Here is a 24931-nt window from a genome sequence, read left to right as displayed (position 1 = left end):
CTTCCCCTCTGACGCGTTCGGCGCACGCGTTCCGGCACCCCCTCCGAAAGGAACGCCCCGTGCGCCCCTTCATCCGTGTCGTCCTAAGCGCCTTATTGGTGCTGGCGGGCGTGGTCGTCACCACCCCTCCGGCTCACGCGGCGGACTTCAGCGTCCTGGTCTTCTCCAAGACCGCCGGCTTCCGGCACGGCTCCATCGGCCCCGGCATCACCGCCATCCAGCAACTCGGCGCCGCCAACAACTTCACGGTCGAGACGACCGAGGACGCGGCCCAGTTCACCGACGCCAACCTGGCCCGCTTCCAGGCGGTCATCTGGCTCTCCACCACCGGCGACGTGCTCAACGCCACCCAGCAGGCCGCCTTCGAGCGCTACATCGCGGCGGGCGGCGGCTACGCCGGCGTCCACGCCGCCGCCGACACCGAATACGACTGGGCCTGGTACGGCAACCTCGTCGGCGCCTACTTCCAGCAGCACCCCGCCGAGCAGACCGCGACCGTGCGGGTCTCCGACCGGGTGCACCCCTCCACCGCGCACCTGCCGCAGCGCTGGAGCCGGTACGACGAGTGGTACAGCTACCGCGCCAACCCGCGCGGCAAGGTCCACGTGCTGGCCACCCTCGACGAGACCACCTACTCCGGTGGCGGCATGGGCATCGACCACCCGATCTCGTGGTGCCAGGACTACGCGGGCGGCCGCTCCTGGTACACCGGCATGGGACACACCGACGCCTCCTACGGCGACGCCAACTTCCGCAACCACCTGCTCGGCGGCATCCGCACCGCGGCCGGCTTCGCGGCGGCCGACTGCGGCGCCACGGTGACGGGCAACTTCCAGCAGATCGAGCTGGCCAAGGGCGTCGCCGAGGTCGGCGAGCCGATGAGCCTGTCGGTCACCCCCGACGGCGGCGTCTTCCACACCGCCCGCACCGGCACGGTCCGCTACACCGACGCGGCCGGCAACACCAAGGTCGCCGCCACCATCCCCGTCTACACCCACGACGAGGAGGGCCTGCAGGGCGTCGCGGTCGACCCCGGGTACGCCACCAACCGGTGGATCTACCTGTTCTACGCGCCGCCGCTGTCGACCCCCGGAGGTGACGCCCCCTCGACCGGCACCGCCGCCGACTTCGCCCCCTTCAACGGGGTGAACCGCCTGTCCCGGTTCACCGTCAGGTCCGACAACACGCTCGACCCCGCGTCCGAGCGGACCGTGCTGGACGTGCCGACCAGCCGCGGCATGTGCTGCCACGTGGGCGGCGACATGGACTTCGACGCGGCCGGCAACCTCTATCTGTCGACCGGTGACGACACCAACCCGTTCGACTCGGCCGGCTTCGCGCCGATCGACGAGCGGTCGGGCCGCAACCCGGCCTACGACGCCCAGCGCACCAGCGCCAACAGCAACGACCTGCGCGGCAAGGTGCTGCGCGTCAAGCCGACGGCGTCGGGCTCTCCGGCGTACACGATCCCGGCGGGCAACATGTTCGCCCCGGGCACCGCGAACACCAGGCCCGAGATCTACGCCATGGGCTTCCGCAACCCGTTCCGGATGAGCGTCGACAAGGCGACCGGGGTCGTCTACCTGGGCGACTACGGTCCCGACGCGGGCACCGCCGACCCGAACCGCGGCCCGGCCGGCCAGGTCTCCTTCGACCGCATCACCGGCCCCGGCTTCTACGGCTGGCCTTACTGCTCGGCGTTCAACGACGCGTACAACGAGTACACCTTCCCGTCGGGCCCCTCGGGCGCGAAGTACAACTGCGCCGGCGGCCCGACCAACAACTCGCCGAACAACACCGGCATCACGACCCTCCCGCCGTCGCAGCGCGGCTGGATCCCCTACACCGGCTCGACCCCGCCGGAGTTCACCGGCGGCGGCCTGTCGCCGATGGGCGGCCCGGTCTACCGCTACGACGCGGCCTCGACCTCCACGGTGAAGTTCCCCCGCTACTACGACGGGACCTTCTTCGCCGGTGAGTTCGGCCGCCGCTGGATCAAGAACATCGTGCCCGACTCGGCCGGGCAGTGGCTGACGATCAACCCGTTCCCGTGGTCGGGCACCCAGGTCATGGACATGGAGTTCGGCAAGAACGGCGCGCTCTACGTCCTCGACTACGGCACCGGCTGGTTCAACGGCGACGGCAACTCGGCCCTCTACCGGATCGAGTACGCCGCCGACGGCCACGCGCCCAAGGCCGTGATCACCCCCAGCCGCACCAGCGGCCCCGCGCCGCTGACGGTCGCCTTCTCCTCGGCCGGCACCGTCGACCCCGACGGCGACCCGATCACGCTGGCCTGGGACTTCGACGGCAACGGCAGCACCGACTCGACGGCGGCGAACCCGAGCTACACCTACACCGCCAACGGCACCTACAACCCCACGCTGACGGTGCGCGACTCGACCGGGAAGTCGTCGTCGGCCTCGACGGTGATCACGGTCGGCAACACCGCGCCGACGGTGGTGGTGAACACGCCCGTCAACGGCGGCCTGTTCTCCTTCGGCGACGCGATCCCGTTCACGGTGACCGTCACCGACCCGGAGGACGGCACGATCGCCTGCTCGCGGGTCAAGGTCAGCTTCATCCTCGGCCACGACTCGCACGGCCACCCGATGACCAGCGCGAACGGCTGCTCGGGCGTGCTGCAGACGACGACCGACGGTGAGCACGACTCCGCCGCGAACATCTACGGCGTCATCGACGCCGAGTACACCGACAACGGCGGCCTGACCACGCACACCCAGGCCCAGCTCCAGCCGAGGCTGCGCCAGGCCGAGCACTTCTCGTCGCAGAACGGCGTGCAGGTGGTGACCGGCGCGGCTCCGCACGGCGGCGCGGCGGTCGGCTACATCGACAACAACGACTGGATCGCGTTCACCCCGTACAACCTGAGCGGGGCGACCACGTTCACGGCCCGGGTCGGCGCGGTGGCCGGCGGCAACACGCTGGAGGTGCGGACCGGCTCGCCGACGGGCACGCTCGTGGCCACGGTCACCGTCCCGGCCACCGGCGGGTACGCCACCTTCCAGGACGTCACCGTCCCGATCACCAACCCGCCGACGGGCACCGGCCAGCTCTACCTGGTGTTCAAGGGCGCGACCGGCGGCGGCCTGTTCGACCTGGACGACTTCACCTTCGGCACCGGCACCGTGACGCCGCCGAGCAACAACCTGGCGCTGAACAAGCCGGTCGTGGTGACCAGCACCGAGGCGGCCACCTATCCGGGTTCGGCCGCGGTCGACGGCAGCGCCACCACCCGGTGGGCCAGCGCCTTCTCCGACCCGCAGTCGATCACGGTCGACCTCGGGGCCTCCTACACCATCAACCGGGTCAGGCTGAGCTGGGAGGCGGCCTACGGGTCGGCGTACACGATCGCGACCTCGACGAACAACTCCACGTGGACGACGGTCAAGACCGTGACCGGTGAGAACGGCGGCGTCGACGACCACACGGGCCTGAGCGCCACCGGCCGTTACGTCCGCATCACCGGGACGACCCGCGCCACCGCGTGGGGCTACTCGCTCTGGGAGTTCGAGGTGTACGGCGGCAGCGGCCCCACCGACCCGCCGCCCGCCACCAACGTCGCCCTGAACAAGACGGCGACCGCCTCCAGCCAGGAGGCGGCCTACACCCCCGCGGCGGCGGTCGACGGATCGGCCACCACCCGCTGGTCGAGCGCGTTCTCCGACCCGCAGTGGATCCAGGTCGACCTCGGCCAGACCTACGCCGTCAGCAGGGTGAGACTGAGCTGGGAGGCCGCCTACGGAAGCGGCTACCAGATCCAGACCTCGCCCAACGGCACGACCTGGACGACGATCAAGACGGTGACCGGTGAGAACGGCGGCGTCGACGACCACACGGGGCTGAACTCCAGCGCCCGCTACGTCCGGATCAACGGCACGGCCCGCGGCACGGCCTGGGGCTACTCGCTCTGGGAGTTCGAGGTGTACGGCAACTAGAACCACCCCTCAGAAACACCGCAGGGCCCGGCGTGTTCCCCCCCACGCCGGGCCCTGCCGGGTTTCTACGGCTTGAGCATCGCCTGCAACGAGGCGGTCGCCTGCTTGCCGATCTCGGTCGGCTGGAGGTAGGGCTGCTCGGCCAGGACGGCGTCCCAGTTGGCCGCGATCCCCTCGACGGTGAGGTCGCCGTCGGCGTGCCAGCCCGGCCCTTCGGCCACGAACACCCGCGCCACCCGCCCGGCGCCCACGGAGAACACCTCGCCGCTCGTGGCGCAGCTCTCGTGGACCAGATAGGCCACCAGGGGGCTGATGGTCTCGGGCCCGAACCTGGCCTCGAACTCGGGCGGCAGCAGCGACTCGGTCATCCGCGTCCAGGCGATGGGGGCGATGGCGTTGGCGGTGATGCCCGACCGGGCGCCCTCGATCGCGGTCGACTTGGTCAGCCCGACGAGCCCCATCTTGGCCGTGGAGTAGTTGGCCTGCCCGAAGTTCCCGAACAGCCCGGCGGGCGAGGAGGTGTTGACCACCCGGCCGTACCCGCGTTCCTTCATGTGCGGATAGGCGGCCCGGGTGACGAGGAAGGACCCGCGCACGTGCACCGCGAGCACCGCGTCGAAGTCCTCGACGGTGATCTTCCCGAGGGACCGGTCGCGCAGGATCCCGGCGTTGTTGACCACGATGTCGAGTTGCCCGAAGGTCTCGACCGCCTGCCGGACGATCGCCTCGGCCCCTTCGGGCGTGGCCACGTTGTCACCGTTGGCGACGGCCTCGCCGCCGTTCTTGACGATCAGCTCGGCCACCTCGGCGGCCGGTCCGGCGGAGGCCCCGGTGCCGTCGAGCGCCCCGCCGAGGTCGTTGACGACGACCTTGGCCCCGCGCTCGGCGAGCAGCAGCGCGTGCGACCGGCCGAGGCCGTGCCCGGCGCCGGTGACGACGGCGACCCGCCCGTCGAACCTGAGGAGATCATCCGGCATTCTCGCTCACACCCTTCCAAGGAGAACAAAATTCTGGTCTAGCGCACGATACCAAACGGGACGTAGCGGACAGTGATCGGATGAGTGAGTTTCTGATATGGTTTCGCCGCCGTCGCACACCCCTGGGCTGGAGGCCGCTCAATGCGCACTCTCCGTGTGGTTCAGTGGGCCACCGGCGCCGTGGGGGGATACGCGCTTCGCGGTGTTGTCGAGCGTCCCGAGTTCGAGCTCGCCGGAGTTCTGGTCTACGACCCCGACAAGATCGGCATGGACGCCGGTCCGCTCGTCGGTCTCCCCGAAACGGGAGTGACCTGCACCGACGACGTCGACGCCATCCTGGCGCTCGACGCCGACTGCGTGCTGCACATGCCGTTGCCGGCGACCTTCTTCGGCGGCGACCACGGCCACGACGTCGACATGATCTGCAAGCTGCTCGCCTCGGGCAAGAACGTCATCACGACGACCGGTTTCGTCTACCCCATGGCCTACGGCACGGGGGTCGTCGACCGCATCGAGAAGGCCTGCCGCGAGGGCGGCACCACACTCCACGGCACCGGCATCAACCCCGGTTTCGTGAGCGACGTGCTCCCCCTCACGCTCACGGGGTTGTCGTCGCGGCTCGACCACATCTACGTGCGCGAGACCTCCGACTACCGCGGTCACCCGTCCCACCACATCGTGACCGACCTGATCGGCTTCGCCCGCACGCCGAAAGACTACGTGACGGCGGTGCGCCCGTTCCGGGCCTTTCAGCGGGCCCTGTTCACCGAGAGCGTGCAGCTCGTCTCGGCGGCGCTCGGCGTCGAGCTCGACGAGATCGAGGAGATGGACGAGTTCGAGCTCGCCGCCGACGACTTCGAGATCGCCTCGGGCCTGGTCCGCCAGGGCACGGTGGCGGCCTCGCGCTGGGTCTTCTCCGGCCTCGTGCGCGGGCGGCCCTTCATGACCGTCGAGTGCGTCTACAAGGCCGACGCCGACAAGGTGCCGCGCTGGGCCGAGCCGGGCTTCTCGATCCACATCGAGGGACGGCCGACGATCGTGGTGAACCTCAACGAGGTCGACCACGGGCTGGCGGGGGCCGCGGCCCACGCGGTCAACACGATCCGCGCCGTGGTGCTGGCCGACCCGGGCATCCGCACCATCCTCGACCTGCCGATGGTGACGGGCCGGGGCACGGCCCGGCTGGCCTAGACCCGGGCGGGGAGCTGGCCCGCGAGTTGCCCGGCCCACGACTTGAGCACGGCGTCCAAGTCGCGGAGCTCGGCGATCTGGCTCTCCAGCACCGCCAGCCCCGGCGTCGGCACGATCGCGCCCAGCTCGACCAGCAGCGGCCGGAAGTGCACCTCCACCGCCAGGGCGTGCTGGGCGCCGCCCATCACCAGAAGCGGCAGCGCGTGCTTGCCCGCCAGCGCCCTGGGCGGCAGGCGGTCGAGGAAGGCCTTGAGGAGCCCGGTGTAGGTGCCCTTGTACGTCGGGCTCGCCACCACCAGCACATCGGCGTCCTTGACGAGGTCGAGCGCCACCTCGACGGCCGCGACGGGCTGGGGCGCGAACAGGTGGGGGGCCAGACCGGCGAGGTCGACCACGTCGCCGGCCGACCCGAGGGCCGCCTCGGCGGCGCGGACGGCCACGGCCGCCGTGCGCGATCCGCCGCGGGGGTTGCCGACCAGGGTCACGATGCTGCCCATCAGACGTCCTCCTCGTATTCTTCGGCCTCGTCGTCGGGGAGGTCGTACCAGAAGACGTCGCCGGGGTACTCCAGGCTCATGGCACGAATGTAGCACTTATTCCCTACTTGTAATATAGGTTATCTTCCCGGCGTAGCCGGGCTTTCGCCTCCAGGTAGATCAGATGGGCGAGCGTCTCGTTGTTGGCGGCCCGGAGCTGGAAGCCCCGGATCGACTCCCAGGGCCGCGACCAGGTCAGCCGGGTCGCGATCTGCCAGCACGTCAGGCCCGGCTCGGCGGTCACCACCCGCTCGATCTCGGCCAGCCGGTCGTGGTGGTGGGAGATCACGTGTTCGACGCGGCCGGGCAGGTCGGGGAAGCGGTACTCGTGGGCGGGCAGGACCTCCTCGACGTCGAGGCGGCCCACCGCGCGCAGGGCGTCGAGGTAGTCGGCGAGCGGGTCGGGCGCCGACTGCGGATGGAAGGCGACCATCGGGGTGATCTTGGCCAGCACGTGGTCGCCCGAGAACAGCAGCCCGTCGCCGGCGAAGCACAGATGGCCGGGCGAGTGGCCCGGCGTCCAGATCGCGGTCAGGTCCCAGCCCGGCAGGTCGAGCCGGGTCCCGTCCTCGATGAGCCGGTCGGGGGCGCCGGCCGAGACGAACCGGCGGATCGCCATCGAGGCGCCCGCCAGCTCGCGGGCCTTCTCCGCCGGGACGCCGCTGCGCAGCAGCAGCGCGAGTTCCCGCTTCGACAGGTCCTCGGTGTCCTCGTACCGGCCGCGCAGCAGCCGGGCGTCGGCGGGGTGCAGGCCGATCCAGGCGCCCGAGTCCTCCCTGACCCGGCCGGCCAGGCCGTAGTGGTCGGGGTGCATGTGGGTGACCAGGACCGCCCGGACGTCGGCGATCTCGTAACCCGCCGTCTTGAGTCCCGCCGTCAGGGCCGTGTACGCCTCCTCGGTGTTCCAGCCCGCGTCGATCAGCGCCACGCCGCCGGGCAGTTCGAGGGCGTAGACGAGCACGTAGCGCAGCGGGGTGTTCGGCAGCGGCACGGGGATCGACCAGAGGCCGGGGCGGACGCGTTCGACCTCGGGGAGGCGACCGGCCAGCCAGGCGGCGTGCTGGGCGGGACTGGCCGGTTCGGTTGGTCTTCTCACGGGGTCGATTGTGTCCGACATACCGAACAAGATTCTAGTGGCTGAAAGTTTCACCGGACATTCCGGACGCACGGCAGGTCGCCCACCAGCGCCGACCTGCGATTCTTGACCCTCGATGAAACCCATTGGAAACATCGGGTGCATCTGAGCCATGGGAGCGCTCCCATATCTGACGAGGTGCATTTTGACGCGACCCTCCCGCCTCACCGCCGTGCTCGCCGCGGCGGCCCTGTTCCTGTTACCGGTCACCACCGCGTACGCCGACGAGGGCCCCGAGCAGATCCCCAACGGGACGTTCGAGACCTCCACCGCGCCCTGGTGGAACACCGGCAACGTCACCGTCGAACTGGAGGACGGCCGTCTGTGCGCCGACATCCCCGGCTCGACCACCAACCCGTGGGACGCGATCATCGGCCTCGACGGCATCCCGCTGGTCGCCGGTGAGACCTACGCCTACCGCTTCTTCGCCTCGGCCACGCCCTCGCGCGTGGGCCGGGCGCTGATCCAGCTCCCGGTCGACCCCTGGACGCAGTTCTTCGCGGCCAACCCCGAGCTGAGCGTGTCGGGCAACTCCTACGAGTTCACCTTCACCGCGCCCACCAGCCTGCCCAACGCCCAGATCGCCTTCCAGCTCGGCGGCAGCGCGACCCCGTGGCGCTTCTGCCTCGACGACGTGTCGCTGCGCGGCGGCGCCGAGCCCGAGGTCTACGAGCCCGACACCGGCCCCCGGGTGCGCGTCAACCAGGTGGCCTACCTGCCCAACGGCCCCAAGAACGCCACCGTCGTGACCGACGCGACCGAGGCCGTCGCCTGGCAGCTCAAGAACGAGGGCGGCACCGTCGTGGCGAACGGCTCGACGACCCCGCGCGGCGTCGACGGAAGCTCCGGCCAGAACGTGCACAGCATCGACTTCGGCGCCTACACGACCGCCGGCGAGGGTTACACCCTGACCGCCGACGGCGACACCAGCCGCCCCTTCGACATCTCGGCGAACGCCTACGCCCAGCTCAAGCTGGACGCGCTGAAGTTCTACTACACCCAGCGCAGCGGCATCGCGATCGACGACACGCTGCGCCCCGGCTACGGCCGCCCGGCCGGGCACGTCGGCGTGGCGCCCAACCAGGGCGACACGAACGTCCCCTGCCAGCCCGGCGTGTGCGACTACTCGCTCGACGTCTCGGGCGGCTGGTACGACGCCGGCGACCACGGCAAGTACGTCGTCAACGGCGGCGTCTCCGCCTGGCAGCTCATGAGCGAGTTCGAGCGCACCAAGAACGCCGCCACCGCCAAGAGCATCGGCTCGCTGGCGATCCCGGAGAGCGGCGACGCCGTGCCCGACATCCTCGACGAGGCCCGCTGGGAGCAGGAGTTCCTGCTCAAGATGCAGCGCCCCGACGGCATGGCCCACCACAAGATCCACGACGCCGCGTGGACCGGCCTGCCGCTGATGCCGCACCTCGACCCGCAGGCCCGTGAGCTCCACCCGGTCTCCACGGCCGCCACGCTGAACCTCGCCGCCACCGCCGCCCAGGCCGCCCGCCTGTTCGCGCCCTACGACGCGGCGTTCGCGGCCAAGAACCTGGCCGCCGCCCGCAAGGCCTGGACGGCCGCCAAGGCCAACCCGGCGATCTACGCCTCCCCCAACGACGGCGTGGGCGGCGGCGCCTACAACGACGACAACGTGACCGACGAGTTCTACTGGGCCGCCGCCGAGCTCTACATCACCACCGGCGAGGCGGTCTTCCGGGACGCCGTGCTGAACTCGCCGCTGCACACGTCCGACGTGTGGCGCGAGCGCGGCTTCGACTGGGGCTCGACGGCGCAGCTCGGCCGCCTCGACCTGGCCACGGTGCCCAACAACCTGCCCGGCCGCGCGGCGGTCCGCGCCTCGGTCCTGGAAGGCGCCGACAAGTACCTCGCCACCCTCGACGCACACCCGTACGGCCTGCCCTACAACCCGCCCGACTTCGACTGGGGCTCCAACAACCTCGTCCTGAACAACATGGTCGTGATGGCGGCGGCGTACGACATCTCCGGCCAGAAGAAGTACCTCGACGGAGTCCTGGAGGGCATCGACTACATCCTCGGCCGCAACGCCCTCAACATCTCCTACGTGACGGGCTACGGCGAGGTCAACTCCCGCAACCAGCACTCCCGCTGGTACGCCAACCAGCTCAACCCCGACCTGCCCAACCCGCCCCGGGGCACCCTGGCGGGCGGCCCGAACTCGGCCATCCAGGACCCGATCGCGCAGGCCAACCTCCAGGGCTGCAAGCCGCAGTTCTGCTACATCGACCACATCGAGTCGTGGGCGACCAACGAGCTGACGATCAACTGGAACGCCCCGCTGTCGTGGATCTCGGCCTTCATCGCCGACCAGGGCGACGGCTCGGTGACGGCTCCCGGCTCGTGTGAGGTGACCTACCAGATCCACGGCACGTGGCCGACCGGCTTCTCGACCCAGGTGACGATCAAGAACACCGGTGCCGCCGCGATCGACGGCTGGAACCTGAAGTGGTCGTTCCTGGGCGGGCAGAAGCTCGACCACGGCTGGAACGCCGACTACTCGCAGTCGGGCGCGACCCTGACCGCGAAGAACCTGTCCCACAACAAGAAGATCCACCCCGGCTCGTCGATCACCTTCGGCTTCAACGGCGTCGGCGCCCCGGGCGCCAACCCCGTGCCGGACCTGTTCCTCCTGAACGGCAAGGCCTGCGCCTAAGCCGACCCCCGGGCCCGTGGCTCTTCCGGGGGAGCCACGGGCCCGGTCTTTCAGGCACGTTCACAACGCGGGACACGCCCGGCCTCCGGCCGTCCGTGTCTCGCTCTACTCTTTCTCCGTGCTGAACGACATCCACGTCGACGACGCGGTCCGCGCGCTCCGGCCCGACTTCGCCGCCCTCCTCATCGAGGCCACCGGCTTCGTCAACGGCCCCTCCGACGACCGGTCGAGGAAGTGGCTGGCCAAGGCGGCCGAGCGGGCCGCGCCGCTCGACGACAAGAAGATCGAGTCCTGGCGCGACGCCTACCGCGCGTTCGGCGCCAAGCCGTCCCGCACCCGCCCGTCGGTCGACGCCCTGATCCGCCGCATGCCGCTGCCCGAGATCAACCTGGTCGTCGACGCCTACAACTCCGTGTCGGTGCGCCACACGCTCCCCATCGGCGGCGAGGACCTGCGCCGCTACGAGGGCCCGGCCCGGCTGGTCCGCGCCGCCGGGGACGAGAAGTCCGACGAGGCGCTGGGCGAGCCCGAGCAGGGCGAGGTGATCTGGCGCGACGACGCGGGGGTGACCTGCCGGCGGTGGAACTGGCGTCAGGGCGTCCGCACCCGCATCACCGAGGAAACGGTCGACGCGATTTTCATCCTCGAACGACTGGCCCCCATGACCATGGCGGAACTGGCCGCAGCAGGCGAGGAACTGGTCACGTTGCTGCACTTGATCAGCCCTGATGTCCGAACTTCAAGTCGCACAATCAGCTAGAATTACGACCAATATGACGAAAAGGGGACCTCGCCCTGACCAGCCGGTGAGGGTGCCTCTACCATCCTGGAGGGCTACCCGTGCGTGACCAGTTCGGACAGTCCTGGGAGCATAAGCGGGAGCCACGCGCCGGACGGCTCTCGTCACCTGGCTGGACGAGTAGCCTTGGACAGGTTCCTTTACATCAACGCCGATCTGCGGAAGAGGGCGATTTCCGCCGTGTCGTCTGAGTCGTCGCGGACAAACCCGCTGGCAAGCTTCGGACAGAACGAATGGCTTGTCGACGAGCTGTACCAAAAGTACCTTCAGGACCCCGAGTCGGTTGACAAGGCCTGGTGGCACTTCTTCGCGGATTACAACGGGCAGGGCAAGGTCGCCCCGCCGGGCGACGCGACGCCGGCCGCCGCTCCCACACCCGCAGCACCGGCCGCGCCTCCGCAGCCGCCGAAGGCCCCCGTGCCTGAGAAGAAGGCCCCCGCCGCAGCCAAGCCCGCCGCCAAGGCAGAGGCGCCCAAGGCGCCCGTCGGCGCGGTCGAGGAGAAGCTGCGCGGCGCCGCCGCCCGCACCGCCCTCAACATGGAGGCGTCGCTGGCGATCCCGACCGCGACGAGCGTGCGGGCCGTGCCGGCCAAGCTGCTGATCGACAACCGGATCGTGATCAACAACCACCTCTCCCGCGGGCGCGGTGGCAAGATCTCCTTCACCCACCTCATCGGCTACGCCATCGTGCGGGCCCTTGAGGCCATGCCGGAGATGAACTACGCCTACGGCCAGATCGACGGCAAGCCGGCGATCGTCCGGCCCGAGCACGTCGGGCTGGGGCTGGCGATCGACGTCCAGAAGAGCGACGGAACGCGCCAATTGCTGGTGCCGTCGATCAAGGCCGCCGAGACGCTCGACTTCCAGCACTTCTGGATGGCCTACGAAGACATCGTCCGCAAGGCGCGCTCCGGCAAGCTCGGCGTCGACGACTTCCAGGGCACCTCGATCTCGCTGACCAACCCCGGCACCATCGGCACGGTCCACTCGGTGCCGCGCCTGATGCCCGGCCAGGGCACGATCATCGGCGTCGGCGCGATGGAATACCCGGCCGAATACCAGGGCGCCTCGGCCGAGACGCTCTCGCGGCTGGCCATCAGCAAGGTGATGACGCTCACCAGCACCTACGACCACCGCATCATCCAAGGTGCGCAGTCGGGTGACTTCCTGCGGCGCATCCACCAGCTGCTGCTGGGCGCCGACGGCTTCTACGACGACATCTTCGAGTCGCTGCGGATCCCCTACGAGCCGGTCCGCTGGACCGCCGACGTGTCGGCCTCCCACGACGACGACGTCGCCAAGTCGGCCCGCGTCATCGAGCTGATCCACGCCTACCGCGTGCGCGGCCACCTGATGGCCGACACCGACCCGCTGGAATACCGCCAGCGCAAGCACCCCGACCTCGACATCACCAAGCACGGCCTCACCCTGTGGGACCTGGAGCGCGAGTTCCCGACCGGCGGTTTCGGCGGCCGGGCGCTGATGACGCTGCGCGAGGTCCTCGGGGTGCTGCGCGACTCCTACTGCCGCACGGTCGGCATCGAGTACATGCACATCCAGAACCCCGAAGAGCGGGCCTGGATCCAGGCGCGGGTCGAGAAGCCCCACGCCAAGCCCGACCGCGACGAGCAGCTCCACGTGCTGGCGCGGCTCAACACCGCCGAGGCGTTCGAGACCTTCCTGCAGACGAAGTACGTCGGCCAGAAGCGCTTCTCCCTCGAAGGCGGCGAGTCGCTGATCCCGCTGCTCGACTCGGTGATCGCGGCGGCGGCCGACGAGCAGCTCGACGAGGTCGTCATCGGCATGGCCCACCGCGGCCGTCTCAACGTGCTGGCCAACATCGTCGGCAAGTCCTACGCCCAGGTGTTCGGCGAGTTCGAGGGCAACCTCGACCCGCGCAGCGCCCACGGCTCGGGCGACGTGAAATACCACCTGGGCGCCGACGGCGACTTCGTGTCGCCGTCGGGCAAGCGCATCAAGGCGTCGGTCGTCGCCAACCCGTCCCACCTGGAAGCGGTCGACCCCGTCCTCGAAGGCGTCGTGCGCGCCAAGCAGGACCTGCTGGAGATGGGCCCCGAGGGCTTCACCGTCCTGCCGGTGCTGGTCCACGGCGACGCGGCCTTCGCGGGCCAGGGCGTGGTGGCCGAGACGCTGCACCTGTCGCAGCTCCGCGGCTACCGCACCGGCGGCACCGTCCACATCGTGGTCAACAACCAGGTCGGCTTCACCACCAGCCCGGAGGCCTCGCGTTCGTCGGTCTACGCCACCGACGTCGCGCGCATGATCCAGGCGCCGATCTTCCACGTGAACGGCGACGACCCCGAGGCGGTCGTCCGGGTCGGCAAGCTGGCCTACGAATACCGCCAGGCGTTCCGCAAGGACGTCGTGATCGACATGATCTGCTACCGGCGCCGGGGCCACAACGAGATGGACAACCCCAGCTTCACCCAGCCGCTCATGTACGACCTGATCGACGCCAAGCGCTCCACCCGCAAGCTCTACACCGAGGCCCTGATCGGCCGCGGCGACATCACGGTCGAAGACGCCGAGCAGGCGCTGCGCGACTACCAGGAGCAGTTGGAGCGGGCCTTCACCGAGACCCGCGACGCCGCCAAGAAGCCGCTCGAAGAGGGCGCGGTCGTCAAGCCGCCCACCGACGAGCTGATCGTGTGGAGCCACGACGACACCAAGACGGCCATCTCCGAGGAGACCGTCAAGCGGGTCATCGACACCCAGCTCACGCTGCCCGAGGGCTTCACCGTCCACCCGAGGCTCAACCCGGTGCTCCAGCGGCGCGGCGCGATGATCGAGGAGGACGCGATCGACTGGGCGACCGGCGAGATGCTGGCGTTCGGTTCGCTCCTGCTCGACGGCCACCCCGTCCGCCTGGCAGGCCAGGACTCGCGGCGCGGCACCTTCGGCCAGCGCCACGCGGTGCTGGTCGACCGGGTCACCGGCGAAGACCACACCCCGCTGAAGGCGTTCAACGAGGGCGTCACGAAGTTCTACGTCTACGACTCGCTGCTGAGCGAGTTCGCGGCGCTGGGCTTCGAATACGGCTACAGCGTGGTCCGGCCCGAGGCGCTGGTCATGTGGGAGGCGCAGTTCGGCGACTTCGTCAACGGCGCCCAGTCGATCATCGACGAGTTCATCTCGTCCGGTGAGCAGAAGTGGGGCCAGCGGTCGTCGGTCGTGCTGCTGCTGCCGCACGGCTACGAGGGTCAGGGTCCCGACCACTCCTCGGCCCGCATCGAGCGTTTCCTGCAGATCTGCGCGCTCGACAACATGACCGTGGCCCAGCCGACGACCCCGGCGAACTACTTCCACCTGCTGCGCTGGCAGTCGTTGTCCGACCGGCGCAAGCCGCTGGTCGTGTTCACGCCCAAGTCGCTGCTGCGCCAAAAGGCGGCGGCGTCGGCGACCGCGGAGTTCACCTCCGGCACCTTCCAGCCGGTGCTCGGTGACACCACCGTCGACCCGGCGGGCGTCCGGAAGGTCGTCCTGTGCTCCGGCAAGATCTACTACGATCTGGCCGCCGCACGGGACAAGGGCGGCCACACCGACACGGCGATCCTCCGGATGGAGCGGCTCTTCCCGTTCCCCGAGCAGCCGCTGAAGGCCGAGCTGGCCCGCTACGCCGACGACGTCGAGCTCGTGTGGGCGCAGGACGAACCGGTCAACATGGGCCCGTGGCCCTACCTGGCGCTGAAGATGACCGAGCGGCCCGAGGTGCTCAACGGCCGGCGGCTGCGGCGGGTCTCGCGGGCGGCGAACTCCTCGCCGGCCGCCGGTTCCCACAGCACCCACGACGACGAACTCCACACCATCATCACCGAGATCTTCGGTTAGACGACGTCACAACCCAGCGGGAGGCCCTCCACTGCGGGGGCCTCTCGCCGTTTCCGGGAGCTTTCATGTACTTCACCGACAGGGGCATCGAGGAACTGGTCGAGCGCCGGGGCGAGGAGGAGGTGCAGATGGTCTGGCTGGCCGAGCGGCTGCGCGAGTTCGTCGACCTCAACCCCGAGTTCGAGACGCCGGTCGAGCGCCTGGCGACCTGGCTGGCCCGGCTCGACGACGACGAGGACTGAACGCGATACATCTTGACTTTCCACGAACGCGACATATCGTGTCTGTAGGCAGTTCGTGGAAGGGGCGGCGTCATGCCGAGATGGACCATCGACAAACCCGACCAGCTCACGTTCGATCCGGTCGACCGGTTGAGCGTGCGCATCGTGGCCGGTCACCTCGCGGTGCTGGCCAGTGACGGCCCGCCCGGCCTGGAGATCAGCGAGATCGGCAGCGTCCCCCTCGTCGTCGAGCAGGAGGGCGGCCGGCTCACCGTCACCTACGGCGACCTCACCTGGGAGGGCGTGCTCGGCTGGTTGCGCTCGGGTGGCGGGCGGAGCTGCGTGATCACCCTGACGGTCCCCAAGACGTGCCGGGTGGAGGCGGGGGTGATCTCCGCGGGGGCGGTGATCGCCGGCTTCGAGACGCAGACCCGGGTGCGCAGCGTGACGGGCGACATCATCCTCGACGGCGTGAGCGGCGACGTCCACGCCGAGACCGTCTCGGGCTCGGTCGAGAGCCGCGCCCTCGCCGGCGACCTGGCGTTCACCAGCGTCTCGGGCGAGCTGACCGTCGCCGACGGGGTGCCGAGGCGCCTGCGCGGCAACACCGTGAGCGGCGCCATCACCGCCGACCTGACCCTCGGCCCGACCGGCCACGTCACGCTCAACACGGTCTCGGGCTCGATCTGGGTGCGGCTCCCGCGCGCCACCGACAGCGACGTGACCTTCCGCTCGATGTCGGGCAATCTGGAGTCCGCCTTCCCGGGTCTCACGTACAACGGCCACCCCGGCACCAAGACCCTCACCGGTCGTCTCGGCGGTGGCATGGCCACGCTCAGCGCGACCACCGTCTCGGGCGGCGTGACCCTGCTCAGTAAGGAAACAGAATGAGTCCCGTCTTCGGCCACGGCAGGCTCCGGCTCTACCTGCTCAAACTGCTGGAGGAGAGCCCCCGCCACGGCTACGAGGTCATCCGCCTGCTCCAAGACCGCTTCCTCGGCGTCTACTCCCCCTCCCCCGGCACGATCTACCCGCGCCTGGCGCGGCTGGAGGAGGAGGGCCTGGTCACCCACGAGGTCGTCGACGGCAAGAAGGTCTTCACCCTCACCGACAAGGGCCGCGCCGAACTGAACGCCCGCCTCGACGAACTCGCCGACCTGGAACGCGAGATCACCGCCTCGGTCCAGGACATCGCCCGCGAGGTCAAAGAGGACGTCCGCCAGACCGTGCGCTCCCTGCGCCACGAACTGACCACGATGGCCCGAAACATCAACCAGGAGACGACCGGCTCGGCCCGCGACACACGCGAGGAGTGGAAGCGCCAGCGCGACCGGCAGAAGGCGGAATGGTCCCGCCAGAAGCAGCAGTGGAAGGCGGAGTCGGAACGCTGGAAGGGCGAGTGGCAGCGCATCTGGACCGACACGTGGGCCATGACGGGATTCCCGGCGCCCCCGAACGGCACGGTCGACGACGAGCGGGCCACGGCCAACGACGCGGAACTCGGCCAGTATCTGGCCGATTTCGTGGCCGCCGTCCGCTCGGAGGCGGCCGACACCAGGCTCGGCGACGACGACCTGGCGGCCTGCAAGGCGGTCCTCGACGACACGGCGACCCGCCTGCGGTCGATCCTCGACCCCGACGGCTGATCTCCGCTGGGTGGAGCTCACCTGTGCGTCGGGTGCGGCCCGTCACGCCGTTCACGGTCGTTCCGTTACGGCTCCGCCCGGCCGGCCCCGCCCGCCGTCCCCGGACCTCCCCGCGGCCGGCGCCGACCGGCCGCGCCCGCACCGCCCGGCCACGGGGAGTCGGCCGGCCGCCCTAGGGAGTGAAGACGATCTTCCCGAACACGTCGCCCCCGGCCATGGCCGCCACGCCCTCGCGGGCCTCGGTCAGCGGGAGCACCCGGTCGACCAGCGGGCGCACACCCGTCTGCTCCAGGAAGACCGCGAGTCTGCCCAGTTGGTCGCGGGTGCCCATGGTCGAGCCGATGATCTGCTTCTGCAGGAAGAAGACCTGGGCCAGTTTGGTGGGGGCGACCATGCCGCTGGTCGCGCCGCAGATCACCACCCGGCCGCCGGGCCGCAGCGACGAGATCGAGTGGTCCCAGGTCGCCTCCCCCACGCTCTCCATCACGGCGTCGACCCGCTCGGGCAGCCGTCCGCCGGTCTCGAACACCTGGTCGGCGCCCAGTTCCAGCGCCTTGCCCCGCTTGGCCTCCGACCGGCTCGTCGCCCAGACGCGATAGCCGGCGGCCCGGCCCAGGGTGATCAGCGCGGTCGACACGCCCCCACCCGCGCCCTGGACCAGGACCGTCGATCCGGGCTCCAGCCCGGACTTCTCGAACAACATCCGGTAGGCGGTCAGCCAGGCCGTCGGCAGGCAGGCGGCGTGCTCGAACGAGAGAGCCGCGGGTTTGGGCACCAGGTTCCGCTTGGGCACCACGACCTTCTCCGCGAAGGTGCCCTGGTGGAGCTCGGAGAGCAGCGTCCGCCGGGGATCGAGGGTCTCGTCGCCGTTGACCGGCGTGCCGATGACCGAGTGCACGATCACCTCGTTGCCCGCCTCGTCGACCCCGGCCGCGTCCGTGCCGAGCGTCATCGGCAGCCGGTCGGGGCTGATGCCGATCCCGCGCAGGGTGAACAGGTCGTGGTGGTTGAGCGAGGCGGCCCTGACGGTCACCGTCGTCCAGCCGTCGGGGACGGCGGGCTCGGGCCGCTCGCCCACGGTCAGACCCTTCAGCGGGTCGTTCGGATCGGTCTGCGAAGCCGTTACTGCGATCATGGCAGAACATTACTCTATCCCTGTTACGAGAGTGACAAAAGGGACTGAGACCCGCCGCGAATAATACGTAAACCGAAATGGCAAACCAGGGATCACCTGCGAGGACGCCATTCATAACGGCAGCGCATGAATAACGGTAAGGCCAATTGACCCAGCCCTCTCGTTATATCTAGGGCGTTGACCGCGATCGCGTCATTAACGTTCGGAGCTGTTTCCACGTATTTGGGACGCACCCTCAATTCGTCCCAAGGGAAAGGACTTCGATGATCTCCCGAGCACGACGTCTCTCCATCCCCGTCGCCGGCGCGCTGGTCGCGTTCGGCGCCGTGGGCACCGCCTCGTCGGCCACGGCCACGGCCCCCAGTGACGTGACCCAGAAGGCGGCCCCCACCACGGCCGCCGCCGCGGCGCAGTTCTGGACCCCCGACCGGCTCCGCGCCGCGAAGGACCGCACCGAGGAGCTGGGCAACGCGGTGAAGGGCTCGGGCCGTCCGAGCACCCCCGAGCCCGACGGCAAGGCCGGTGTGGTCCCGCCGATCGGCGGCGAGAAGGCGGGCACGCCCGCCAGCAAGCAGGTCAACCTGCCCAACACGGTCGGCCGGGTGTTCTTCACCCTGCCCGGCAAGAACCCGCTCGACCCGAAGAGCTGGAAGTACTGCTCCGGCACCTCGATCCAGGGCAAGTTCCGCAACGTCGTGGCCACCGCCGGCCACTGCGTGTACGACCCGGCCAGCAACCGCTTCTACGACAACTGGGTGTTCATCCCGTCGTACTGGGATGGCACGCAGGCGTGGAACGGCAAGGCGCCCTACGGCATCTACCCGGCCACCTGGTACCAGGCGCACGACGACTTCGTGGTCAAGGAGGACTACGACTACGACTACGCGTTCGTCAACGTCGCCTCCGGCTACAAGGCGAGCTGGGAGAAGGTCGACGGCAAGTACAAGCTCGTCAAGACCTCCGTCGGCCGCCTCGGCGACAACGTCGGCGGCCAGGGCTTCACCTGGAACCGCAGCACCAAGACCAACGTCTTCTCGTTCGGCTACCCGGCCGGCCCGCACCCCGACGGCGACCGTCCGTTCAGCGGCAAGACGATGAAGTGGTGCTACGGCCAGACCGCCGCCATGCCGGCCGCGCCGAAGTACAACGTCCAGGAGCACGTCGGCATCAAGTGCGGCATGACCGCCGGCGCCAGCGGCGGCCCCCTGCTCTGGAACTACAAGAGCAAGACCCGTTCCGGCTACCTCTACGGCGTCAACAGCATCGCCTGGGACACCGACGGCAACGACCGGTACGACCGGCTCTCCTCGCCCTACTTCAACGGCGAGACCTACGACGTCTACAAGGTCGCGGCGAACCGCTGGACCGCGTGACACGACCTCGCACCGGGTGCCCGGGGGACGTTCTTCGTCTCCCGGGCACTTTCCTTTACACGGGCCGTAGCTTCGGCCCGATCTACTCGGACGGGTCAGAGGGCCGTTCGGTTCCCCCGAATTCATAACGAGACAGCCAAGAACCTGTGCCTGATCACTGGTGATCTGGAAAAATCACCCCTTACGATCGATACCTCCGTCACGAGACCCCCGAGAGGCCCCCATGACCAGGCGGATCACCCTTGCCGCGGGCGGCGTCGCCGCCGCGCTGGGTGCCGCCGCGCTCCTCTCGATCTGGACGCCGACCTCGGTTCCCGCCATCGCGGCCCCGCCCACGGCGCCCCTGATGGAGGTCTCGGCCAAGGAGGCCGCGCCACCGGCCGAGCGGCACCTCGGCAAGGGCGTCATGGCCTATCCCCTCGCGGCGACCGGCGGAGACATGCAGAAGGTCGCCGCCTACTGGACGCCCGAGCGGCTGAAGGAGGCCAGCACCTACGTCCCGGCCTCCAAGCCGGCCACCGGGGCGCGGCAGGCCCCCTCGATGGCGGAGCTCTCCCGCCAGAGCACGACGACGACCTCGGCCCGCGCGCTCGCGCCCTCCCAGCAGCCGATGGTCGGCAAGGTCTTCTTCAAGCTGGGCGACAAGGAGTACTGGTGCTCCGGCTCGGTCGTCCACTCCAAGAACCGCAACCTGGTCGCCACGGCCGGCCACTGCGGCTGGTCGCTGGGCCAGAACAAGCCCGTGGAGAACTGGGTCTTCATCCCGTCCTACGCGGGCGGCTCCACCGACGCGGGCATCTACGTCGGCCACACGCTCTACCTGCACGAAGACTTCTCGGGCGCGGGCGACTACGACCGCGACTACGCCTTCGTGACCGTCTACCGGGGTTTCACCTGGAAGGGCGACCAGCGGGTGCAGGGCGGCCGGCTCGAAGACAAGGTCGGCGCGTTCCAGTTCGCCTCGACGAAGGGCCGCTCGCGTCCGGTGTCGGTGTTCGGCTACCCGGCCGGCGCCCACCCCGACGGCAGCCGCCCCTTCGACGGCCAGGTCGTCCGGTCCTGTTCCGGCACGACCAGGGCCACCGCCGCGACGGCGCCCACCTATCTCCTGGAGAACGGCGTCCTGCTGAACCCGTGCCCGTTCACGGCGGGCGCGAGCGGCGGCCCGTGGGTGCTCGGCTGGGATCCGGCGAAGAAGACCGGGTTCCTCAACGGCGTGACCAGCCTGACGTGGAACATCGACGCCGACGGCAAGCTCGACGCGGCGTCCTCCCCCTACTTCAACACGATCACCGCGCGGGTCTACCAGCAGGCCGCCAAGCAGGCCACGGCCTGAGCAAGCGCCTTGCAACCGCGAATAAAGCAGGGATAAAGCGCACGAACCTACCTTCATCACAGCACACCCTCTGTAATGAAGGAGCACCACCATGCGAACCCGAGCGAAGCACCTCGCCCTCCTCGGCGCCACCGCCGGCCTTCTCGGCGCGGCCCTGGCCGTCCCGTCCGCGGCCGTCGCCACTCCCGACGAGGCGTCCGACCCGCTGGCCGGCAGCGGCATCGCCGCCTGGAACGTCGTCGCCTTCTGGTACGGCCAGTCGAAGGCCAACCTGAACGCCGCCACCCCCTACGACGTCGAGACCAAGGTCGTCGCCAAGCACCTGTCGAAGGGCGGCCCGTCCGCCGACGGCAAGCCCGGCCTCGTCTCCCCGATCGGCGGCGCGGGCTCCACCTCGTCCAAGAACGTCAACCTGCCCCGCACCACCGGCAAGGTCTTCTTCCTGGACGCCGACAAGAACCCCCGCTGGTGCACCGCCACCTCGCTCCAGTCGAAGTACAAGAACCTGGTCGCCACCGCCGGGCACTGCGTCTACGACACCGAGTCGAACGCCGCCACGATGAAGTACTGGGTGTTCGTCCCGGCCTACTACCAGGGCAAGACCCCCTACGGCATCTACGTCGGCAAGCAGGCCTTCACCCACTACGACTTCGACGTCTACGAGGACTTCGACCGCAACTACGCCTTCGTCACCGTCTACAACGGCCTGAAGGCCCCGCACGACGGCGGCCCGCTCGACGGCGACTGGAAGAAGGTCTCCAAGAGCGAGTGGGACAAGTACCGCTCCTACGGCACCTACCCGTGGATCGTCGACAAGTACACGAAGAAGGTCGGCTCGAAGTACTACATCTGGAAGTTCGTCGACGCGGGCCGCCTGGGCGACAACGTGGGCGGCCAGGGCTTCGCGTACAACCAGAAGAGGAACGTGAAGGACTACGTCTTCGGCTACCCGAGCGGGTCACACCCCGACGGCAACCACGCCTACACGGGCCAGACCCAGAAGTGGTGCTACGGGACCACGTTCCCGGCCTCCGCGCCGGCCATCAAGGCGGAGGAGCTGCTCGGCGTCAAGTGCAGCTTCACCGGCGAGGGCTCGTCGGGCTCGGCCTGGATGTACAAGTACAGCAACACCAGCCGCAAGGGTTACCTGAACGGCGTCACCGCCGCGGTGTCCGACACCGACGGCAACGACCGCATCGACGTCAGCCTCTCGCCCTACTTCGACGGAGAGACCTACGGCATCTACAAGCACGCGGCGAACCTGTGGTCGGGTTCGATCGCCTAGGACGACGAGGGGCCCGGCCGCATCTGGCCGGGCCCTTTTTTCATGCGCGAGAGAATTAGACGTACATAGACGGATTTCGGTGCCATGGAAAAATGTGATTCGGGTCACATTTAGACCAAGATCCGACTGGCGTCAGTCAAGTTCCCACCTGCGACGATGCGTGCACAACGGCCCCAAAGGCCCGGTGAAGCCGCTTTGGACACGCGGAACATCCCGCATATCGTCCTGACGGTCCCTTTACCAACGCATGGAGCACCCTTGAAGCGCACCCTCGCCCTCTCCGGTGTGGCAGCCGGCCTGCTGGCCTCCGCCCTCGTCGCCCAGCCCGCCTCGGCGGCCGGCGACGTGGCGAGCGACCCTCTGGCCAAGACCTCGCTCGCGGCCAAGAACGTCGTCGCCTACTGGTTCGCCAACAGGTACGCCAACCTGGTCGGCTCGACCCCCTACAACGCCGAGACGACCATCAAGGTCAACAAGCACGTCTCCACCGGCGGCCCCGCGGCCGACGGAAAGCCTGGAACGGTCCCCGCCATCGGCGACGAGGCCAAGTCGGGCGGTTCCTCCAAGAACGTCAACCTCCCCCGCACCACCGGCAAGGTGTTCTTCCGCGGCGGCGACGGCAAGCCCCACTGGTGCACCGCCACCTCGCTGCAGTCGAAGTACAAGAACCTGGTGGCCACCGCCGGAAGCTGCGTCTACGACACGGTGACCAACAAGGCCACCCTCGACTACTGGGTCTTCGTGCCCGGCTACTACCAGGGCAAGACCCCCTGGGGCATCTACGTCGGCAAGACCGCCTACACCCACTACGACTTCGACGTCTACGAGGACGGCGACCGCAACTACGCGTTCGTCACCGTCTACAACGGCCTCAAGGCCCCGGCGTCGGGCCTGCCCGCCAAGGGCAGCGAGTTCGCCAAGTGGATGCGGACCGAGAACACCAAGGAAGTCTCCAAGTCCGAGTGGGAGACCTACAGCAAGGCCATCCGCTCGCCCGGCCCGATCAAGGGCAAGTACTACGTGATCCGCTTCACCGACGCCGGCCGCCTCGGCGACAACGTCGGCGGCCAGGGCCTGGCCTACAACCAGAAGGTCGGCACGAACGTCTACGTCTTCGGCTACCCGAGCGGCTCCCACCCGGACGGCAACCACGCCTACACCGGCCACACGCTCAAGTGGAGCTACGGCAAGACGTTCAAGGCCAAGGCGTCGGCCGTGAAGGCCGAGGAGCTGATCGGCGTGAAGTCGTCGTTCACCGGCCAGGGCTCGCTGGGCTCGGCGTGGTTGTCGCAGTACAAGAGCGCCCGCCGCCTCGGCTACCTGAACGGCCTGACCAGCGGGGTGTCCGACACCGACGGCAACAGGCGCATCGACACGAGCGTCTCGGCCTACTTCGACGGCGAGACCTACGGCGTCTACAAGGCCGCCGCCAACGTGTGGAGCGGCTCGATCGCGTAGTCGTCTCCACGGTCGAGGGCCCGGTCGATTGGACCGGGCCCTTTGCCGTTCGCGACCGGTTCCACTGATTCGATGTGATTCGCATCACATTCCCAGTGTCTTCTCAGCAACCTGTGGTTCCCTACGCCATTCGCCGGTCACATCTCGATGGCATCGGAGCTGCGCTTCCATCCCTTTGGTCGCATTGACAGATCTGTCAACACCAGGTCATCAACATCACGGACAGATCTCCGTCACTCAGGGTGATCAACAAGACTCACGGATCACTTCAGTCACCGAAGATCGCGGCTGTAAGGTCCACTCATCCCTTTCCTGACGCATGGGACGCAAGATGCGGCCCACGTACAGACCAAGGAGTTCCCCCATGAAGCGCACTCTCGCCCTCGGTGGCGTGGCGGCGGGCCTGCTGGCCTCCGCCCTCGTCACCCAGCCGGCTTCCGCCGCCGGTGACGTCGCCAGCACCCCGCTGGCCTCCACCGGCATCGCGGCGCAGAACATCGTCGCCTACTGGACGGCCAACAAGGCCGCCAACCTCGTGGGCGCGACCCCCTACGACGTGGAGACCCAGGTCGTCGGGAAGCACGTCTCGACCGGTGGCCCGACCGCCGACACCAAGCCGGGGATCGTTCCCGCCATCGGTGACGAGAAGAAGGTCACCAGCACCTCGAAGAACGTCAACCTGCCCAAGACCACGGGCAAGGTGTTCTTCACCGGTGCGAACGGTGAGCCGCACTGGTGCACCGCCACCTCCGTTCAGGCCGCGTACAAGAACCTTGTCGCGACCGCCGGCCACTGCGTCTACGACGTCGTGTCCAACAAGGCGACCCTGAACAACTGGATCTTCGTCCCCGGTTACTACCAGGGCAAGACCCCGTGGGGCATCTACGTGGGTAAGCAGGCCTTCACCCACTACGACTTCGACGTGTACGAGGACGGCGACCGCAACTACGCGTTCGTCACCGTGTACAACGGTCTGAAGGCCCCGCACGACGGCCCCGCCTTCGGCGGCAAGACGCCTTCCCCCATCGCTGGGGGCGGCGAGGGCTGGAACGACCTCGGTGGCTGGCAGAAGGTCTCCAAGGAGGTCTACGACCAGTACTGGGGCTGGGACACCTTCAAGGGTGACACGTTCAAGTGGAAGATCGTGGACAAGCCGGGCGAGAAGGACGACGTCTACGTCTACTTCGTCTGGAAGTTCGTGGACGCTGGCCGTCTCGGCGACAACGTCGGTGGCCAGGGCCTCGCGTACAACCAGAAGGTCGGCCAGTCGGTCTACGTCTTCGGCTACCCGAGCGGCAAGCACCCGGACGGCAACCACGCCTACTCGGGCCACACGCTCAAGTGGAGC

At 69.0% G+C, this 24931-nt stretch carries 17 protein-coding genes; 13 read left to right on the top strand and 4 right to left on the bottom strand.

Features of this window, described 5'->3' with window-relative positions:
- The first annotated feature begins 59 nt into the window (after positions 1 to 59).
- Complete coding sequence (locus AW273_RS17480) at positions 60 to 3959, top strand: ThuA domain-containing protein (RefSeq protein ID WP_198168205.1); 3900 nt, start codon at positions 60 to 62, stop codon at positions 3957 to 3959.
- Between the two features lie 65 nt (positions 3960 to 4024).
- Here AW273_RS17480 and AW273_RS17475 read toward each other — a convergent pair whose 3' ends face one another.
- A complete protein-coding gene (locus AW273_RS17475) occupies positions 4025 to 4936 on the bottom strand; it encodes an SDR family oxidoreductase (RefSeq protein ID WP_062349394.1) in 912 nt (303 codons plus the stop codon).
- A gap of 141 nt (positions 4937 to 5077) precedes the next feature.
- Between AW273_RS17475 and AW273_RS17470 the strand changes: the two genes are divergently transcribed.
- A complete protein-coding gene (locus AW273_RS17470) occupies positions 5078 to 6127 on the top strand; it encodes an NAD(P)H-dependent amine dehydrogenase family protein (protein ID WP_062349393.1) in 1050 nt (349 codons plus the stop codon).
- On the opposite strand, the gene AW273_RS17465 is transcribed toward AW273_RS17470, so the two are convergent.
- Both AW273_RS17465 and AW273_RS17460 read right to left on the bottom strand, forming a co-directional pair.
- Positions 6124 to 6624 carry an NADPH-dependent FMN reductase gene (locus tag AW273_RS17465; RefSeq protein WP_062349392.1) on the bottom strand — a complete coding sequence of 167 codons (501 nt, stop codon included), beginning with the start codon at positions 6622 to 6624 and terminating at the stop codon, positions 6124 to 6126. The two genes, AW273_RS17470 and AW273_RS17465, sit on opposite strands and share 4 nt — an antisense overlap.
- A gap of 103 nt (positions 6625 to 6727) precedes the next feature.
- Complete coding sequence (locus AW273_RS17460) at positions 6728 to 7759, bottom strand: MBL fold metallo-hydrolase (RefSeq protein ID WP_232327470.1); 1032 nt, start codon at positions 7757 to 7759, stop codon at positions 6728 to 6730.
- 184 nt (positions 7760 to 7943) lie between these two features.
- Here AW273_RS17460 and AW273_RS17455 point away from each other — a divergent pair, with 184 nt between their 5' ends.
- The 6 genes from AW273_RS17455 to AW273_RS17435 all read left to right on the top strand — a co-directional run bounded on the left by AW273_RS17455 (position 7944) and on the right by AW273_RS17435 (position 16996).
- Entirely contained in the window at positions 7944 to 10481 is a 2538-nt protein-coding gene (locus AW273_RS17455; protein WP_232327469.1) for a glycoside hydrolase family 9 protein, read from the top strand.
- Between the two features lie 118 nt (positions 10482 to 10599).
- Positions 10600 to 11241 carry a B3/B4 domain-containing protein gene (locus AW273_RS17450; RefSeq protein ID WP_062349390.1) on the top strand — a complete coding sequence of 214 codons (642 nt, stop codon included), beginning with the start codon at positions 10600 to 10602 and terminating at the stop codon, positions 11239 to 11241.
- 219 nt (positions 11242 to 11460) lie between these two features.
- On the top strand, positions 11461 to 15129 hold the full coding sequence (locus AW273_RS17445) for a multifunctional oxoglutarate decarboxylase/oxoglutarate dehydrogenase thiamine pyrophosphate-binding subunit/dihydrolipoyllysine-residue succinyltransferase subunit (RefSeq protein WP_062349562.1): 3669 nt from the start codon (positions 11461 to 11463) through the stop codon (positions 15127 to 15129).
- Between the two features lie 65 nt (positions 15130 to 15194).
- Complete coding sequence (locus AW273_RS37935) at positions 15195 to 15371, top strand: DUF6104 family protein (RefSeq protein ID WP_170990908.1); 177 nt, start codon at positions 15195 to 15197, stop codon at positions 15369 to 15371.
- Positions 15372 to 15443: 72 nt separating this feature from the next.
- Complete coding sequence (locus AW273_RS17440) at positions 15444 to 16241, top strand: DUF4097 family beta strand repeat-containing protein (protein WP_062349389.1); 798 nt, start codon at positions 15444 to 15446, stop codon at positions 16239 to 16241.
- Positions 16238 to 16996, top strand: coding sequence for a PadR family transcriptional regulator (locus AW273_RS17435; protein WP_062349388.1), 759 nt, complete (start codon positions 16238 to 16240; stop codon positions 16994 to 16996). The genes AW273_RS17440 and AW273_RS17435 overlap by 4 nt, the downstream gene beginning before the upstream one ends.
- 172 nt (positions 16997 to 17168) lie before the next feature.
- Here AW273_RS17435 and AW273_RS17430 read toward each other — a convergent pair whose 3' ends face one another.
- On the bottom strand, positions 17169 to 18131 hold the full coding sequence (locus AW273_RS17430; RefSeq protein ID WP_062349387.1) for a zinc-binding dehydrogenase: 963 nt from the start codon (positions 18129 to 18131) through the stop codon (positions 17169 to 17171).
- Positions 18132 to 18394: 263 nt separating this feature from the next.
- Here AW273_RS17430 and AW273_RS17425 point away from each other — a divergent pair, with 263 nt between their 5' ends.
- The 5 genes from AW273_RS17425 to AW273_RS17405 form a co-directional block, all read left to right on the top strand.
- Entirely contained in the window at positions 18395 to 19504 is a 1110-nt protein-coding gene (locus AW273_RS17425) for a trypsin-like serine peptidase (RefSeq protein WP_062349386.1), read from the top strand.
- A gap of 223 nt (positions 19505 to 19727) precedes the next feature.
- On the top strand, positions 19728 to 20840 hold the full coding sequence (locus tag AW273_RS17420; protein WP_062349385.1) for a trypsin-like serine peptidase: 1113 nt from the start codon (positions 19728 to 19730) through the stop codon (positions 20838 to 20840).
- A 91-nt stretch (positions 20841 to 20931) separates the two neighbouring features.
- Complete coding sequence (locus tag AW273_RS17415) at positions 20932 to 22125, top strand: trypsin-like serine peptidase (RefSeq protein WP_062349384.1); 1194 nt, start codon at positions 20932 to 20934, stop codon at positions 22123 to 22125.
- Positions 22126 to 22383: 258 nt separating this feature from the next.
- Entirely contained in the window at positions 22384 to 23583 is a 1200-nt protein-coding gene (locus AW273_RS17410) for a trypsin-like serine peptidase (RefSeq protein WP_062349383.1), read from the top strand.
- Positions 23584 to 23947: 364 nt separating this feature from the next.
- Positions 23948 to 24931 (top strand): trypsin-like serine peptidase (locus tag AW273_RS17405; RefSeq protein ID WP_062349382.1); only part of this gene is annotated, 984 nt, incomplete at its 3' end.

This window comes from Herbidospora yilanensis (assembly GCF_001570565.1).
GTDB classification, from domain to species: Bacteria; Actinomycetota; Actinomycetes; order Streptosporangiales; family Streptosporangiaceae; genus Herbidospora; species Herbidospora yilanensis.
Note: the sequence above shows the minus strand (reverse complement) of the source record. Positions and strands in the feature narration are given on the sequence as shown.